Origin of the sequence: Mycolicibacterium insubricum (assembly GCF_010731615.1) — a bacterium.
In the GTDB taxonomy this organism is placed as follows: Bacteria; Actinomycetota; Actinomycetes; order Mycobacteriales; family Mycobacteriaceae; genus Mycobacterium; species Mycobacterium insubricum.
The window spans coordinates 3,958,195-3,974,192 of the sequence record NZ_AP022618.1; the positions used below are offsets into that span (position 1 = coordinate 3,958,195).

General features: G+C 70.1%; 12 protein-coding genes and 1 pseudogene. 5 read left to right on the plus strand and 8 right to left on the minus strand.

Annotated elements, in window-relative coordinates; genetic code table 11:
- Positions 1-24: 24 nt before the first annotated feature.
- From G6N16_RS18630 to dapE, 5 genes and pseudogenes are all read right to left on the minus strand, one after another.
- The gene (locus G6N16_RS18630) at positions 25-978 is read right to left on the minus strand and encodes a glucosyl-3-phosphoglycerate synthase (RefSeq protein WP_083029166.1); all 954 of its coding nucleotides are present in this window, start codon (positions 976-978) and stop codon (positions 25-27) included.
- Positions 975-1,850 (minus strand): dihydropteroate synthase, encoded by an 876-nt coding sequence (gene folP, locus G6N16_RS18635; protein WP_110810700.1) that lies wholly within the window; start codon positions 1,848-1,850, stop codon positions 975-977. The genes G6N16_RS18630 and folP overlap by 4 nt, the downstream gene beginning before the upstream one ends.
- A gap of 59 nt (positions 1,851-1,909) precedes the next feature.
- Positions 1,910-3,616: pseudogene (gene fadD6 / locus G6N16_RS18640) on the minus strand (long-chain-acyl-CoA synthetase FadD6); the annotation flags it as partial.
- Between the two features lie 138 nt (positions 3,617-3,754).
- Positions 3,755-4,324 (minus strand): cytokinin riboside 5'-monophosphate phosphoribohydrolase, encoded by a 570-nt coding sequence (locus G6N16_RS18645; protein ID WP_083029168.1) that lies wholly within the window; start codon positions 4,322-4,324, stop codon positions 3,755-3,757.
- The gene (gene dapE / locus G6N16_RS18650; protein WP_083029169.1) at positions 4,321-5,394 is read right to left on the minus strand and encodes a succinyl-diaminopimelate desuccinylase; all 1,074 of its coding nucleotides are present in this window, start codon (positions 5,392-5,394) and stop codon (positions 4,321-4,323) included. Before dapE ends, G6N16_RS18645 begins: the two co-directional genes overlap by 4 nt.
- 91 nt (positions 5,395-5,485) lie before the next feature.
- Between dapE and dapD the strand changes: the two genes are divergently transcribed.
- Both dapD and G6N16_RS18660 read left to right on the plus strand, forming a co-directional pair.
- Positions 5,486-6,430 carry a 2,3,4,5-tetrahydropyridine-2,6-dicarboxylate N-succinyltransferase gene (dapD, locus tag G6N16_RS18655; RefSeq protein ID WP_083029170.1) on the plus strand — a complete coding sequence of 315 codons (945 nt, stop codon included), beginning with the start codon at positions 5,486-5,488 and terminating at the stop codon, positions 6,428-6,430.
- A 150-nt stretch (positions 6,431-6,580) separates the two neighbouring features.
- The gene (locus G6N16_RS18660) at positions 6,581-7,378 is read left to right on the plus strand and encodes a class I SAM-dependent methyltransferase (RefSeq protein ID WP_083029171.1); all 798 of its coding nucleotides are present in this window, start codon (positions 6,581-6,583) and stop codon (positions 7,376-7,378) included.
- A gap of 28 nt (positions 7,379-7,406) precedes the next feature.
- Here the strand turns inward: G6N16_RS18660 and G6N16_RS18665 are convergent, their stop codons facing one another.
- The 3 genes from G6N16_RS18665 to fdxA are packed head-to-tail and all read right to left on the minus strand — an operon-like array spanning position 7,407 to position 10,370.
- On the minus strand, positions 7,407-8,888 hold the full coding sequence (locus G6N16_RS18665; protein WP_083029172.1) for an acyl-CoA synthetase: 1,482 nt from the start codon (positions 8,886-8,888) through the stop codon (positions 7,407-7,409).
- Positions 8,889-8,925: 37 nt separating this feature from the next.
- On the minus strand, positions 8,926-10,011 hold the full coding sequence (gene dapC / locus G6N16_RS18670) for a succinyldiaminopimelate transaminase (RefSeq protein WP_220096818.1): 1,086 nt from the start codon (positions 10,009-10,011) through the stop codon (positions 8,926-8,928).
- A 35-nt stretch (positions 10,012-10,046) separates the two neighbouring features.
- Positions 10,047-10,370 carry a ferredoxin gene (gene fdxA, locus G6N16_RS18675; RefSeq protein ID WP_083029174.1) on the minus strand — a complete coding sequence of 108 codons (324 nt, stop codon included), beginning with the start codon at positions 10,368-10,370 and terminating at the stop codon, positions 10,047-10,049.
- Between the two features lie 291 nt (positions 10,371-10,661).
- On the opposite strand from fdxA, the gene G6N16_RS18680 reads away from it, so the two are divergent.
- From G6N16_RS18680 to G6N16_RS18690, 3 genes are all read left to right on the plus strand, one after another.
- A complete protein-coding gene (locus tag G6N16_RS18680; RefSeq protein WP_083029175.1) occupies positions 10,662-12,686 on the plus strand; it encodes an NADPH-dependent 2,4-dienoyl-CoA reductase in 2,025 nt (674 codons plus the stop codon).
- Between the two features lie 309 nt (positions 12,687-12,995).
- A complete protein-coding gene (locus tag G6N16_RS18685) occupies positions 12,996-15,374 on the plus strand; it encodes a nitric-oxide reductase large subunit (RefSeq protein WP_083029176.1) in 2,379 nt (792 codons plus the stop codon).
- Complete coding sequence (locus G6N16_RS18690) at positions 15,371-15,997, plus strand: hypothetical protein (protein WP_083029177.1); 627 nt, start codon at positions 15,371-15,373, stop codon at positions 15,995-15,997. The genes G6N16_RS18685 and G6N16_RS18690 overlap by 4 nt, the downstream gene beginning before the upstream one ends.
- Position 15,998 lies beyond the last annotated feature (1 nt).

A 15,998-nucleotide genomic window follows, 5' to 3' on the forward strand; every position in this document is an offset into this window, starting at 1 on the left:
CCGGCGCCGGTGGTGCAGTGGACCCTAGGTGCGCAGGGTGTTCATCGGGGGGCGGTCGGCCAGCGACACCTCGGTCAGATGCGGGGTGAGATCGTCGCCGTCGGCGAAGAACTGGGTGAGCCCGACGCCGGAGTCGGTGATGCCGCAGCGGTGCAGCAGGGTGGCGATCACCTGCCGGCTCATCACGCCCAGTTCGGTCAGCGGCCGGTTGCGGTGCATCCGCACCCCGAGGTTGACCTGGGCGATCGCGCTCAGGCCGAACCGGTCGTAGGTGTCGATCAGCAGGCCGATCTCGACGCCGTAGCCGGGTGCGAATGGCAGCGACGTCAACAGGTCGCGGGTTCCGGCGTATTCGCCGCCCAGCGGTTGCAGCAGCAGCCCCAGCTCGGCGCGCAGCGCGGTCAGCAGCGGACGGGCGACGAGTTCGGTGACCCGCCCGCCCCCGCTGGCGTCCTCGCTGCCGCTGACCTTCAGCGGCCGCCGGTAGTACCCCTTGACCAAGGAGATCGAATCGCCGGTGAGGATCGGGCCGAGCAGCCGGGGCACGAACATCGGGTCGGGGTCGATCAGGTCGGAGTCGATGAACGCGATGACGTCGCCGGTGGTGGCGGCCAGGGAGCGCCACAGCGCCTCGCCTTTGCCCGGCTGGACAGGGACCTCGGGCAGCGCCTCTTCGCGCTCCACCACCCGGGCGCCGGCGGCGGCCGCACGGACGGCGGTGTCGTCGGTGGAGCCGGAGTCGAGCACCACCAGCTCGTCGACCAGCCCGCCGAGCAGCGGCGAGATGGTGTCGAGTACCGAGGCGACGGTGGCCTGCTCGTTCAGCGCGGGCAGCACCACCGACACCGTGCGCCCGGCCTTGGCGGCGGTGAGTTCGTCGACGGTCCAGTGCGGCCGGTTCCAGCTGTGGGTGGTCAGCCAGCGCTGTGCGGGGGCGTCGAGGTGGAACCGGTCGTGCGCCGGTGCGCCGGCGGTCACGCCAGTCCTCGCACGGCGCGCGCCGGGGGGCGGGTGCCGGCGATGGCGGCCACCATTTCCAGCACCCGACGGGTCGGGGCGACCTGGTGCACCCGGAACATGAAGGCGCCGTCGGCGGCGGCCAGCGCGGTCGCGGCCAGGGTGCCCTCCAGGCGTTCGTCGATGTCCACCCCCAGAGTCTCCCCGACGAAATCCTTGTTGCTCAGCGCCATCAGGACCGGCCATCCGGTGTTAACGAGATCTTTTACGTGCCGCAACAAGGCGAGGCTGTGGTGGGTGTTCTTGCCGAAGTCGTGGGTGGGATCGATCAGGATCGCCTCGCGGCTCACCCCGGCGGCCTCGGCGCGTTCGGCGGCGGCGGTGACCTCGGCGACGACGTCGTCGACGACGCCGGTGAGCGACGTGCCGTAGTTGACCCGGAACGGGCGGGTGCGCGGGATCGCGCCGCCGGTGTGCGAGCAGACCAGCCCGGCACCGAACTCCGCGGCGACCTCGGGCAGCCGCGGGTCAGCGCCGGCCCAGGTGTCGTTGATCAGGTCGGCGCCGGCCGCGCACGCCAGGGCGGCGACCTCGGCGCGCCAGGTGTCCACGCTGATCAGCTGCTCGGGGTAGGCGCCGCGCAGCCATTCGATGAACGGCACCACCCGGGCGATCTCCTCGTCGGCGCCGACGTGCTGGCCGGGCCCGGCCTTGACGCCGCCGATGTCGATGACGTCGCCGCCGTCGGCGATGGCCTGGTGCGCCGCGGCCTTGGCGGCGTCGTCGCTGAATGTCGCACCGCGGTCGAAGAAGGAGTCCGGGGTGCGGTTGACGATCGCCATGATCAGCGCCCGATCGGGCGCCACCGGCTTGCCCAGGAACGTCGCTGACACGGGAACCAGGCTACGAGACCGCGCCCCGTGCGGGCCCTATGGGGCGACGGCTCGAAGACCTACGGCTTGGGGCTCACGCCCGCGGCGACCTCGCCGGGGTAGGCGTCGTGGAACGGCACGAACCCTTCGCGGCGCCCACCGAGCACGTACAGCGGATCGGTGACGTCGGGCCCGTAGCCCTCCTCGCGCAGGTCGACCTTGCGGCTCTTGAAGGTCGTGGTGGCCTCCAGGTGGTCGACGACGCGGATGAACAGCGGGATCGCGTAGACCGGCAGCCGGGCGTATAGCGTCTCGGACAGTTCGATGCCGTCGAAGCTCTGCCCGTCGCGGATCTTGATCGCGGCCATCCCGGCCCGGCCGCCGGTGTCGGGCACTTCGACGCCGAACACCGTGCACTCCTCGACCTGTGGGTCGGCGGCCAGCGCCGCCTCCACTTCGGTGGTGGCGACGTTCTCGCCCTTCCATCGGAAGGTGTCACCGAGCCGGTCACCGAACGCCGCATGCCCGCAGCCCTGCGGCCGCATCACGTCGCCGGTGTTGAACCACACGTCGCCGTCTTTGAAGGCGTCGCGGATCAGCTTCTTCTCGCTGGCCTTCGGGTCGGTGTAGCCGTCGAACGGCGAGAGCCGGTTGACCGGGCTGATCAGCAGGCCCGGCTCGCCGGAGGGGACCCGGCGCAGCCGGCCGTCGGCGCCGCGGATCGGGTCGCCGGTTTCGATGTCGTATTCGACGTAGGCCAGCGGGAACCAGCTGAAGCCGGTGGACTTGTCGACGTTGAACACGTTGATGAACGCGGCGTTGCCCTCGCTGGCGGCGTAGAACTCACACACCCGCTCGATGCCGAACCGGGTGGTGAACTCGTCCCACAGTTCCGGGCGCAGCCCGTTGCCGGCGATGACCCGCACCCGGTGCGCACGGTCGGTGGGCTTGGGCGGCTGGTTGACCAGGTAGCGGCACAGTTCGCCGATGTAGAGGAACGCCGTCGCCCGGTAGGCGATGACCTCGTCCCAGAACCGCGACGCGGAGAACTTTTCGCCCAGTGCCAGCGTGGAGCCGGAGTTGAGCACCGACGAGATGCCGACCGTCAGGGCGTTGTTGTGATACAGCGGCAGGCAGCAGTACAGCACGTCGTCGCCGCGCAGCCGCAGGCCCAGCCCGCCGAACCCGGCCAGCGCCTTGAGCCAACGGGCATGCGTCATCACCGACGCCTTGGGGTTGCCGGTGGTGCCGGAGGTGAAGATGTAGAACGCCGCGTCCTTGGCCTGGACCTCGTCGGCCGAGGCCGGGTTGGCTTCGGACTTGCCCTCGGCCAGCGCGTCGAACTCCTCGGCGGTGACGACGGCGTCGCCGAGCTCGATGCCGCATTCGGTGAGGTGCTCGACGAGGTCGGTTTCCGACACCAGCACCTTGGCATTGAGCAGCCCGACGCTGTGCGCCAGCACCTCGCCGCGCTGGTGGAAGTTCAGCATGCCGGCCACCGCGCCGCATTTGACCGTCGCGAGCATCAGGAAGATGGTGTGCGGCGCGTTGCGGACCAACAGTCCGACCACGTCGCCGCGGCCGACGCCGCGCTCGGCCAGCACCGCCGCGTACCGGTTGGCGACGGCGTTGGCCTGCGCGTACGTCCACTGCTGATCGCCGAACTTCAGGAACACCCGGTCGCCGTAGCGGCGGGTCCGGTCCTGGAACACCTTGCCGATGGAGGTCTTGGTGGTCGGCTGCGCGAGCAGTCCGGTGGTGACGCCGCGGACGATCGCGGGGGCGTCCATGGCGATCGAGGGCAGCTGCTTCACGATGTCGAGAAGGCCGACGGATGCGCGGGAATCAGATGCAGACATGCGCGACAGCCTAGAGCCCGGCGCAGCGCAGCGGTACCGGCGGTCCCGGTTGCCCGGGCGGGCGCGTCAGCGCCCGGCAGGCAGCGGCCCGCCGGGCGCGCACAGTGCCAGCGCGGCGGTCACATTGCGGGCCACCGGCAGGCGCTTCATCGCCGCCGCCGACACGTAACCGCCGCTGACGAGGCCCTCGAGCCAGCCCAGCAGGCCGTCGTAGTGGCCGTCGGGGTCCAGCAGCACGACAGGCTTGTCGTGCATGCCGAGGTAGCCGGCGGTCCAGGTCTCGAACAGTTCCTCGCATGTGCCGATGCCGCCGGGCAGGGTGAGGAAGGCGTCGGCGCGGTCTTCCATGATCTGTTTGCGCTGGCGCATGGTGTCGGTGACGACGAGTTCGTCGGCGTCGACGTCGGCGACCTCGCGGTGCAGCAGCGCCTTGGGGATGACGCCGACGGTGTGTCCGCCGCGGGCCCGGGCGCCGCCGGCCAGCGCGCCCATCGCCGAGACGTTGCCGCCGCCGGAGACCAGCGTCCAGCCCAGTTCGGCGATCGCGCGGCCGACCGCATCGGCGAGCTGCAGGAGTTCGGGATGGGTCGGGCCGGAGGCGCAATACACGCACACCGCCCACGGCCGCTGGGTCACGCCGGGTGCCCGGTCAGGTAGCCGCGCAGCAGGGTAACGGCGTCGGTGATCAGCGACATCTGCACCCGCTCGTCGCGGCGGTGCGCGAGGTTGGGGTCGCCGGGTCCGAAGTTGACCGCGGGGATGCCAAGGGCGGAGAACCGGGACACGTCGGTCCAGCCGTATTTGGCCCGCACCGCGCCGCCGGCGGCGGCGACCAGGGCGGCCGCGGCCGGGCGGGACAGGCCGGGCAGCGCCCCGGCGGCCGAGTCGGTCAGCTCGATCGTCACGTCCAGGCCGTCGAACACCTCCCGCACGTGCGCGAACGCCTGCTCCGGGGATCGGTCCGGGGCGAACCGGAAGTTGACGGTGACCGACGCGGCGTCGGGGATGACGTTGCCGGCCACCCCACCGTCGATGCGGACCGCCGCGAGGCCCTCGCGGTACACGCAGCCGTCGATGTCGACGTCGCGCGGCTGATAGTCGGCCAGCCGCGCCAGCACCGGGGCGAGTTTGTGAATGGCGTTGTCGCCCATCCAGTGCCGGGCGCTGTGGGCGCGGGTGCCGGCGGCGGTGACGACGACGCGCAGCGTGCCCTGGCAGCCGGCCTCGATATAGCCGCCGGTCGGTTCGCCCAGGATCGCCACGTCGGCGGCCAGCCAGTCCGGCAGTTCGCGCTCGATGCGGCCCAGCCCGTTGGCGGCGGCCTCGATCTCCTCGCAGTCGTAGAGCACCAGGGTCAGGTCGTGGGCGAGGTCTTTGAGGGTGGCAGCCAGGTGCAGGAACACCGCGACGCCGGATTTCATGTCGGTGGTGCCGCAACCGTAGAGGTATTCGCGGTCACGGTGCGACGGCAGGTTGTCGGCGATGGGCACGGTGTCCAGATGCCCGGCCAGCAGCACCCGGCTGGGCAGTCCGCGGTGGGTGCGGGCCAGCACCGCATCGCCGTTGCGGACGATCTCGAAGCCGGCGGTCTGCTCGCGCAGTTCGGCCTCGACCAGGTCGGCCAGGTGCGCCTCGTCGCGGGAGACGCTGGGGATGTCGACCAGCGCCGCGGTCAGTTCGATCGGATCACCGTGGAGATCGAGCACGTCAGTGAGCCTAGTCGCATCGGCGCGGGCCTGTCGGCCGGCGAACCGAGGGCTCGGCCGGCCCCGCGCGTATCGGCTAGCCTTGACCCCCGTGACTGGAGCTTGTGGCATCGGCGTGGCGACGCGCGCCGCCGACGGATCGGTACTCGACACCTGGTTTCCCGCACCGGAGCTGGGTTCTTTCGGCGCGGCGGGCACTTTCGCGCTGGCCACCGACGAGGCCCCGGCCGCGCTGGCCGCACTGGCCGGCCCGGACGCCGACCGCGGCACCGAGACCGTCGTGGTCAAGGTGGTCATCGCCGACCTGGACGACAAGGCCCTCGACGCGCACGACGTGTACCTGCGGCTGCACCTGCTCTCCCATCGCCTGATCGCCCCGCACGGCGCCAACATGGACGGCGTCTTCGGCCTGCTGACCAATGTGGTGTGGACCAATTTCGGCCCGTGCCCGGTGGAGGGCTTCGAGACGGTGCGCGCCCGGCTGCGTCGCCGCGGCCCGGTGATTGTCTACGGCGTCGACAAGTTCCCGCGGATGGTGGACTACGTGCTGCCCTCGGGCGTACGGATCGCCGACGCCGACCGGGTCCGCCTCGGCGCGCACCTGGCCTCGGGCACCACCGTCATGCACGAGGGTTTCGTCAACTTCAACGCCGGCACGCTGGGCACCTCGATGGTGGAGGGCCGGATCTCCGGCGGGGTGGTGGTCGACGACGGCTCCGACATCGGCGGCGGCGCGTCGATCATGGGCACGCTGTCCGGCGGCGGCAAAGAGGTCATCCGGGTGGGCAAGCGCTGTCTGCTCGGCGCCAACGCCGGTCTGGGCATCTCGCTGGGCGATGACTGCGTGGTCGAGGCCGGCCTGTATGTCACCGCAGGCACCAAGGTGACCACGGCCGACGGGCAGACGGTCAAGGCCGTCGAGCTGTCGGGCGCCGACAACCTGCTGTTCCGTCGCAATTCGGTGTCCGGGGCGGTCGAGGTGGTGCGGCGCGACGGCACCGGCATCACGCTGAACGACGCGCTGCACGCCAACTGACGCACCGCGCAACCACGCAACCGCCAGGGCAAAAAGGGCCCAAAGACCCTTGCCTTTGTCGCAGGCAAGCCTAACCTTGGTCTATACCGATTAGGGGCGGCCGGTAGGTGCGACGCGCCTGCGGCCGATGCCGCAGAGGAGTGCAGAGCCATGACCGATACCAACGCCTTGCCGATGTCCGACCGCAACCCTGCGCACCTGCCCGGGCACTGGCTGTTGGCCCGCCTCGGCAAGCGGGTGCTGCGCCCCGGCGGCCGGGAGCTGACCCACCGGATGCTCGACGCCGCCACGCTGCCCGGCGCCGAAGTCGTCGAACTCGCCCCGGGGCTGGGCCACACCGCGCGGCAGATCCTCACCTACGTGCCCGCCGGCTACACCGGCGTGGAGGCCGACGAGGACGCCGCCAAGGTCAGCCGCGACGCGGTCGAGGGCGCCGGGCACGTCGTCGTCGCCAGCGCCGAACACACCGGGCTGCCGGATGCCTCCGCCGACGTGGTGGTCGGCGAGGCCATGCTCACCATGCAGACCGACGCACACAAGGCGGAGATCATCGCCGAGGCGTTCCGGGTGCTGCGCCCCGGCGGCCGCTACGCCATCCACGAACTCGCCCTGACCCCCGACGACGTCGACGACAGCGTCAAAACCGATGTCCGCCAGGCCCTGGCGCGCTCCATCAAGGTCAACGCCCGACCGCTGACCGAGGCGGAGTGGCGGGATCTGCTGGGACAGGCCGGTTTCGAAGTTACCGAAACGTTGTTCGCGCCGATGGCGCTGCTGGAGCCCAAGCGACTGCTGTCCGACGAGGGGCTGCTGCGGGCGCTGAAGTTCGTGCTGAACGTGGCGCGCGATTCGGCGGCCCGGGCCCGGGTGCTCGGCATGCGCGAGACCTTCCGCACCCACCGCAACAACATGACGGCGATCTCCCTGATCGCCACCAAGCCCGCCTGAGAACGGGACAGGCTGCGGGTGCCCCCGGCTACATCAACGCCTTCTTCATCACCTTGCCCATGGCGTTGCGCGGCAGGGTGTCGACGATGCGCACCTCGCGCGGTCGCTTGTGCACCGAAAGCTGTTGGGCGACAAACTCGATGAGCTCCTCCGGTTCCGGAGCCGGCGAGCCGACGACGTAGGCGACGATGCGCTGCCCGAGGTCCTTGTCGGGCACGCCGACGACGGCCACCTCGCTGACCCCCGGGTGGCCCAGCAGGGTGGTCTCGATCTCCCCCGCGCCCACCCGGAATCCGCCGGTCTTGATCAGGTCCACCGATTCCCGCCCGACGATGCGGTGCATGCCGGCCGGGTCGATGACGGCGACATCGCCGGTGCGATACCAGTCGCCGGCAAAAGCATCCGCGGTGGCGTCCGGGCGGCCCAGGTAGCCGTCGAACACCATGTCGCCGCGCACCTCGAGGCGCCCGATGGTCTCGCCGTCGTACGGGACGAGTTCGCCGTCCTCGTCGACGAGCCGGGTGGACACCCCGGCCAGTGGGAATCCGACCCAGCCGGGCCGGCGTTCCCCGGCGGCGGTGGTGGACAGCGTGATCAGCGATTCGGTACTGCCGTACCGTTCGATCGGGGCGTGGCCGGTCAGCTCCACGAGCGCGTCGAACACCGGGACGGGCAGTGCCGCGCTGCCGGAGACCAGCAGCCGCGCCGAGCGCAGGGCCGCCGCGGCGGCCGGGTCGGCGACGACGCGCGACCAGACGGTCGGCACCCCGAAGAACAGCGTCCCGCCGGCATCGGCCGCGGCCCGCGCGTACGCCTCGGGGGTGGGTTTTCCGGTGTGTACGAACCGATTCCCAACGCGCAGCGATCCCAGCAGGCCGAGCACCAGGCCGTGTACGTGGAACAGCGGCAGTCCATGCACCAGCACGTCGTCGGGGGTCCAGGCCCAGGCGGCGGCCAGGGCGTCGATGTCGGCGGCGATCGCGCTGCGGCGCATCGGCACGCCCTTGGGCAGGCCGGTGGTGCCGGAGGTGTAGATGATCAGCGCCACCGACTCCGGCGCGGGTTCGCGGTAGCGGTGCCAGGACCGGGCGTGCAGCCGGACCGGGATGTGCGGCAGCCCGTCCGGGCTGCCTGGGTTGTTTGCCGGCGCTTCGCCGAGCCACGCCACCGCGCCCGAGTCGGCGAGCATGTGGGCGCGTTCGGCGGTCCCGACGTCGGCGGGTACCGGCACCACCGGCACCCCGGCGATCAGCGCGCCGACGATGCCCAGCACGGTGGCCGGGGTCGGCGTGGCGAGCACCGCGACCACCGGTAGACCCGCTGGGCCGATGTCGCCGGGCCGCGTTCTCGCAGAACTACACTGCTCGACGAACCCGGCGAGCCGTTCGGCGACCGCGGTGGCCGCGCCGACCAGATCGCTTCGGCTCAGCGTCATTCCGTCGATGGTGACGGCATCGGGCAGATCGGCGCCGGCCGCGACGGCGGCCGGGTTCAGTGAGGCCAGCAGCACGGTTCGACGCTACCGCCCCGGGCGAAACGGCGGCCGGTCAGGCCAGGCGCTGCACGGCCGCGGCGATCCGCTCGTCGGTCGCGGTCAGCGCGATCCGCACGTGCCGGGCGCCTCGGGGGCCGTAGAACTCCCCCGGTGCAACGAGGATGCCGCGCTGGGCGAGCCAGTCGACGGTGTCGCGGCAGGAGTCGCCGCGGCTCGCCCACAGGTACAGCCCGGCCTCGGAGTGCTCGACGGTGAATCCGGCGGCCTGGATGGCCGGCAGCAGCAGGTCGCGGCGGCGAGCATAGCGCTGCCGTTGGGCGGCCTCGTGCTCGTCGTCGTCGAGGGCGGCGACCATCGCGGCCTGCACCGGCGTCGGCACCATCATCCCGGCGTGTTTGCGCACCGCCAGCAGCTCGCCGACCAGAGCCGCGTCACCGGCGACGAACCCGGCGCGGTATCCGGCCAGCGACGAGGTCTTGGACAGCGAGTGGATGGCCAGCAGGCCGGTGTGGTCGCCGTCGCAGACGTCCGGGTGCAGCACCGACAGCGGTTCGGCGTCCCAGGCCAGGCCCAGGTAGCACTCGTCGGAGGCGACGATGACGCCGCGGTCGCGGGCCCAGCCGACCACCTTGCGCAGGTGGTCCAGCGGCAGCACCTTGCCGGTCGGGTTGGCCGGGGAGTTGAGGTAGAGCAGCGCCGGGCGCTGCGGGCCGAGCTGGGTGAGCGAGTCGGCGGACAGCACGGTCGCGCCGGCCAGCCGGGCGCCGACGTCGTAGGTCGGGTACGCCAGTTCGGGGACGACGACGAGGTCTCCGGCGCCCAGCCCGAGCAGGGTGGGCAGCCAGGCGATCAGTTCCTTGGTGCCGATCACCGGCAGCACGGCGTGGTCGGTAAGGCCGGTGATCCCGTAGCGCCGGGCCAGCGAGCCGATGATGGCGGTGCGCAGCGCGGGGGTTCCCGCGGTGGTCGGATAGCCGGGTTCGAAGCCGGCGGCGGCCAGCGCCTGCTGGATCAGCGGGGCGACCGGGTCGACCGGGGTGCCGACGGACAGGTCGACGATGCCGCCCGGGTGCGCACGCGCGGTGGCGGCCGCTTCGGCCAGGGTGTCCCACGGGAACACCGGCAGCCGGGCGGACACCGGTTCCCGGCGGGCCCGTCCTGCCACCTGGTCGCTCAGGCTTCTTCCTTGGGGGGCAACGCCTTCACGCCCTCGGGGTCGTTGTCGGTCTGGCCGACCTTGGACGCGCCGCCGGGCGAGCCGAGCTCCTCGAAGAAGTCGGCGTTGTACTGGATGTAGCCGCTCCAGTCGTCGGGCACGTCGTCTTCGTAGAAGATGGCCTCGACCGGGCAGACCGGTTCACAGGCGCCGCAGTCGACGCACTCGTCCGGGTGGATATAGAGCATGCGAGCGCCCTCGTAGATGCAGTCGACCGGGCATTCTTCGATGCATGCCTTGTCCTTGACGTCGACGCACGGTTCGGCGATCACGTATGTCACAGAACTCTCCTCGGGCCTTGGTGGTGCAGCGCTTTCCGGGGCCGCCGTTTGCGACATCCGGTGGGGCTGTTGACCAGTATTGCTGGCCGATCCCGGACGCGTGAAGCAAGCGTGCCCTAACCTCGACGCCCGCGAGGGCGTCAGCACCGATAGTAGACGTTGCGTCTTGAAACTCCGGTACCGCCCCGACCCGTCCCGGACGGGCTTTCCTACACGATGTAGCATAGTGGGGTCGGCCGCAGCCCGGCCACACGCCCGACGACGCCCACCGCCAGCCCCGGAGGCCACCCCGTGCAAAGCCCGTACCCACAGCTGTTGTCGCCGTTGACCCTTGGCGGCATCACGGTCCGCAACCGGGTGGTGATGGGATCCATGCACACCGGCCTGGAGGATCGTGCCCGCGACACCGGGGCACTGGCCGAGTACTTCGCCGAGCGGGCCCGCGGCGGCGTCGGGCTCATCATCACCGGCGGCTACGCCCCCAACCGGACCGGCTGGCTGCTGCCGTTCGCCGCCGAGATGCTCTCGGGCGGCGACGCGCGCCGGCACCGCCGGATCACCACGGCCGTGCACGACGAGGGTGGGCGGATCCTGCTGCAAGTGCTGCACGCCGGGCGCTACGCCTATCACCCGCTGTCGGTCAGCGCCTCGGCCATCAAGGCGCCGATCAACCCGTTCAAGCCGCGGGCGCTGTCGAGCCGCGGCGTCGAGACCACCATCGACGACTTCGTGCACGCCGCGGTGCTGGCCGCCGAAGCCGGGTACGACGGCGTCGAGATCATGGGCTCCGAGGGCTATCTGCTCAACCAGTTCCTGGCACCGGCCACCAACCGGCGCACCGACCGCTGGGGCGGGTCGCCGAGGAACCGGCGACGGATGCCGGTGGAGATCGTGCGCCGCACCCGCGAGGCCGTCGGGCCCGACTTCGTCATCGACTACCGGATGTCGATGGCCGACTACATCGAGAACGGGCAGAGCTGGACCGAGATCCTGGCCCTGGCCGCCGAGGTCGAGGCCGCCGGGGCGACCATGATCAACTCCGGGTTCGGCTGGCACGAGGCGCGGGTGCCGACCATCGTGACCTCGGTTCCCCCGGGGGCGTTCGTGGACATCTCCAGCGCGGTCGCCGAGCACGTCGGGATCCCGGTGGTGGCGTCCAACCGGATCAACATGCCCGAGGCCGCCGAACAGATCCTCACCGACACCCACGTGCAGCTGGTGTCGATGGCCCGGCCGCTGCTCGCAGATCCCGACTGGGTGAACAAGGCCGCCGGCGACCGCGCCGCCGAGATCAACACCTGCATCGCCTGCAACCAGGCCTGCCTGGACCACGTCTTCGTGCACAAGAAGGCCAGCTGCCTGCTCAACCCGCGGGCCGGCCGGGAGACCACGCTGGCGCTGGCCCCCACCCGGTCGGCGAAGTCGGTGGCCGTGGTGGGCGCCGGCCCGGCGGGGTTGGCGACGGCCGTCGGTGCCGCCCAGCGTGGCCACCGCGTCACGCTGTTCGACGGCAACGAATTCATCGGCGGCCAGTTCGATCTCGCGCGGCGTATTCCCGGCAAGGAGGAATTCGCCCAGACCATCCGGTATTTCACCACCATGCTGGACAAGTACCGGGTCGACGTGCGGCTGGGTACCCGGGCCGGGGCCGACGAGCTGACCGGGTTCGACGAGGTGGTGCTGGCCACCGGCGTGACGCCGCGCCACCCCGCGATTCCCGGCGTCGACCATCCGATGGTGCTGTCCTACCCGGAGGCCATTCACGGCGCCAAGCCGATCGGGCCGCGCGTCGCGGTAATCGGTGCCGGCGGAATCGGATTCGACGTGTGCGAACTGCTGACCACCACCGAGTCGCCGACGCTCAACCTCAAGGAGTGGAAGGCCGAATGGGGTGTCGTCGACCCCGCCGAGGCCCGCGGCGCGCTCGGCACGCCCGATCCCGCACCGTCGCCCCGCGAGGTGTACCTGTTGCAGCGCACCGCCGGACCGCAGGGCAAGAAGCTGGGCAAGACCACCGGTTGGGTGCACCGGGCGTCGCTGAAGGCCAAGGGCGTTCACCACCTCTCCGGGGTGAACTACGAGCGCATCGACGACGACGGCCTGCATATCAGCTTCGGCGCCAAGCATTCCCGCCCGCAGCTGCTGGCCGTCGACAACGTGGTGATCTGCGCCGGCCAGGAGTCGGTGCGCGACCTCGCCGATGCGCTCACCGCGCGGGGCCTGGTGCCGCACGTGATCGGCGGCGCGGAGCTGGCGGCCGAACTCGACGCCCAGCGCGCCATCCGTCAGGGCACCGAGTTGGCGGCCCGGCTGTAGTCCACCGGCCACAAGGAATACGCACACAAACGATTGGCAATCCGCGGAAAATACCTCGATTAATTAGATATTTTCCATATTGCGAAAAAACCCATGCGTTTCGGCACACCTTGCCGGACAACACTTTTCAACGCTAGCGTGAACTCCCGAATGAGAACGGCCCAATACTCGCGCGGCGTTTGGCAATATCGCCATATTCGACAGCCCCGTTGGGTAACTTGAGCCCCCTAGTCGTCAATCGCGCAGCCCCGCACATTGACCAGCCGCCGAGCCGACGGGCGGGTGCCGCGCGCCAACGGGAGGAATCCGATGGCCGATACAGCCACCAGCCGCTACGGCTCGGACCGCAGGAAGGCGCCCAAGGCCGGCGACGATCAGGAGACCCTGATCGGCAAGGGCTGGGTCCAGGGCGTCGCGCTGGTGATGATCTTCGGGTTCTTCGTGATGGGTCTGCTGGCCTACCGCACCTACACCGCCTCGATGCCGATGCCCAAGCAGGTGGTCAGCGAATCCGGTGAGCAGCTGTTCACCGACGCCGACATCACCCACGGCCAGGAGATCTTCACCGCCCGCGGCCTGCACGAGTACGGCTCGGTCGTCGGCCACGGCGCCTACCTCGGCCCGGACTACACCGCCGACTATCTGCGCCTGGCCACCGAGGACGTGGCGGAGCAGTTCCGCACCGCCGGTGTCCTCGACGCCCGCAACGCCGTCGTGCAGGAATTCCGGAAGAACCGGTACGACCCCGACACCGGCAATCTGGTATTCACCGACCGCCAGGCCAAGGCGTTCGAGCACATCCAGAAGCACTACGCGGAATTCTTCGGCGAGCCCACCACCAAGTACGGCCTGCGGGCCAACTTGATCACCGACCCCGCAGAGATCCGCGACCTGACCGCGTTCTTCGCCTGGACTGCCTGGGCATCGGCGGCCGAGCGGCCGGGGCACAACTACAGCTACACCAACAACTGGCCCAGTGAGCCCCGCGTCGACAACGGCCCCACCGCCCAGCTGGTGGTGTGGTCGGCACTGTCGCTGATCATGCTGCTCGGCGGCACCGGCATCATGTTCGCCGTCTACGGCCGGTGGAGCCAGAAGGTCGGCTGGCACGCCGACGAGGCGCCCACCCTGGCGTTCAAGCAGCCCGGCGAGGTGCCGCTGACCAAATCGCAGCGGGCCACCATCTGGTACTTCGCCATCGTCTCGCTGCTGTTTTTGGCCCAGGCCCTGCTCGGCGCCGCGGTGCAGCACTACCGCGCCGAGCTGACCAGCTTCTTCGGCATCGATCTGGCCGAGATCCTGCCCTACAACCTGGCCCGGACCTGGCACCTGCAGCTGGCCCTGCTGTGGACCGCGGCGGCGTTTTTGGCCGGCGGTATCTTCCTGGCGCCCTTCATCAACCGCAAGGAACCCAAGAAGCAGCACCTGCTCGTCTACGGGTTGCTGGGTGCGGTCGTCGTGGTGGTGGTCGGCTCGCTGATCACCGAGGCGCTGTCCATCTACGGCGTCGTCGGCTCCGGCAACTGGTTGTCCCAGCAGTGGGAGTACCTGGATCTTCCCCGACTGTGGCAGATACTGCTGGTGATCGGCATGTTCCTGTGGATCGCGATCATCTACCGCGGTACCCGGTCGAAGCTGAAGACTTCGGCGAAAACCAGCATGCCGTGGGTGTTCTTCTTCTCCGGCCTGGCCATCCCGGCGTTCTACGCCGTCGGCCTGCTGGCCGGCACCGACACCCACCTCACCGTCGCCGACTTCTGGCGCTTCTGGGTGGTGCACCTGTGGGTCGAGGACTTCCTGGAGCTGTTCACCACGGTGATGGTCGCCTACATCTTCGTGATGCTGGGGGTGGTCAGCCGGCGCATCGCACTCGGCGTGATCTTCCTCGACGTCATCCTGTATTCGGCCGGCGGCGTCATCGGCACCATGCACCACCTGTACTTCTCCGGAACCCCGGTCGAGCACATGGCCCTCGGTGCGTTCTTCTCGGCGGCCGAGGTGATCCCGCTGACTTTCCTGACCGTGGAGGCGTGGGCGTTCCTGCAACTGGGATCGCGCCAGACCAGCGGCAACAAGCAGCCGTTCCCACACCGGTGGGCGGTCATGTTCCTAGTCGCCGTCGGCTTCTGGAACTTCGTGGGCGCCGGCATCTTCGGCTTCCTGATCAACCTGCCGATCGTGTCCTACTACCAGATCGGCACGGCGCTGACGGCCAACCACGGTCACGCCGCGATGATGGGCGTGTACGGCATGCTGGCGCTGGGCCTGGCGATGTTCGCCTTCCGCTACGTCATCCCCGCCGCAAAGTGGCCGGAGAAGTGGGCGCGAATCTCGTTCTGGTGCCTCAACATCGGGCTCGCCTGGATGGTGTTCGCCAGCCTGCTGCCGCTGGGCATCCTGCAGCTGTACCACTCGGTCAACGAGGGCTACTGGGAGGCGCGTTCGCTGGGCTACATCGCCCAACCGGGCAACGCCGTCCTGGAGTGGCTGCGCATGCCCGGGGACATCATCTTCATCGTCGGCGGCATCCTGCCGTTCATCTGGATTGCGCTCTTGGCGCTGCGGCACTTCCGCGACGGTGAGACGGTCGACGAGCTGCCCGAGCACCCGCTCTATGACGAGATCGCGCCCGGAGCGGACACCTCGACGACAGTGGCGGCGGGGGCCGACGCGACGGACGGGTCGTGACCCCGCCGTCGACCGCGGTCTGGCTGGTCGTCGCCTACAGCCTCGGGCTGTTGGCGGTAGCCTGGGGTTTCGATCTGATGGCCAAGAAGGTCTCGCTGCGCGCCGCGCAGTGGCGCACCGGCAATTTCACCTACCATCCCGATCACGACGCGTGGCAGTGCCCGCAGGACCAGCTGCTGTGGCCGACGTCGTTCGATCCGGACAGCCGGGTGATGCGCTACCGCGGGAAACCCTCGGTGTGCAACAGTTGCCCGGTGAAGGCCGACTGCACGACGTCGGATCACGGGCGCGAGATCACCCGTGAGGTGGATCCCTGGCCATATTCGGAGGCCGGCCAGTTCCACCGTGGGATCGCCTGCGCGGTGGCCGGTTTGGCGCTAGTAATGGTGGTGGCGATGCTGATCGCCGAACACAGCACCGCCGACGTACTGGTCCTGGCGACGACGGGCGTATTGATCGCCGCCGCGAGCATCCCCCTGGCGCGCCATCTGTGGCGCAACCCCGCGCACGCGCCGAACCATCTGCCGCACCACAGTGGCGCCGAGGCGATGGCGGCTTTGACCGCCGACCGCTTCGCGACCCGCTGGGGCGGCGACTACAGCGAACGAGAGGACAATCCGTGAC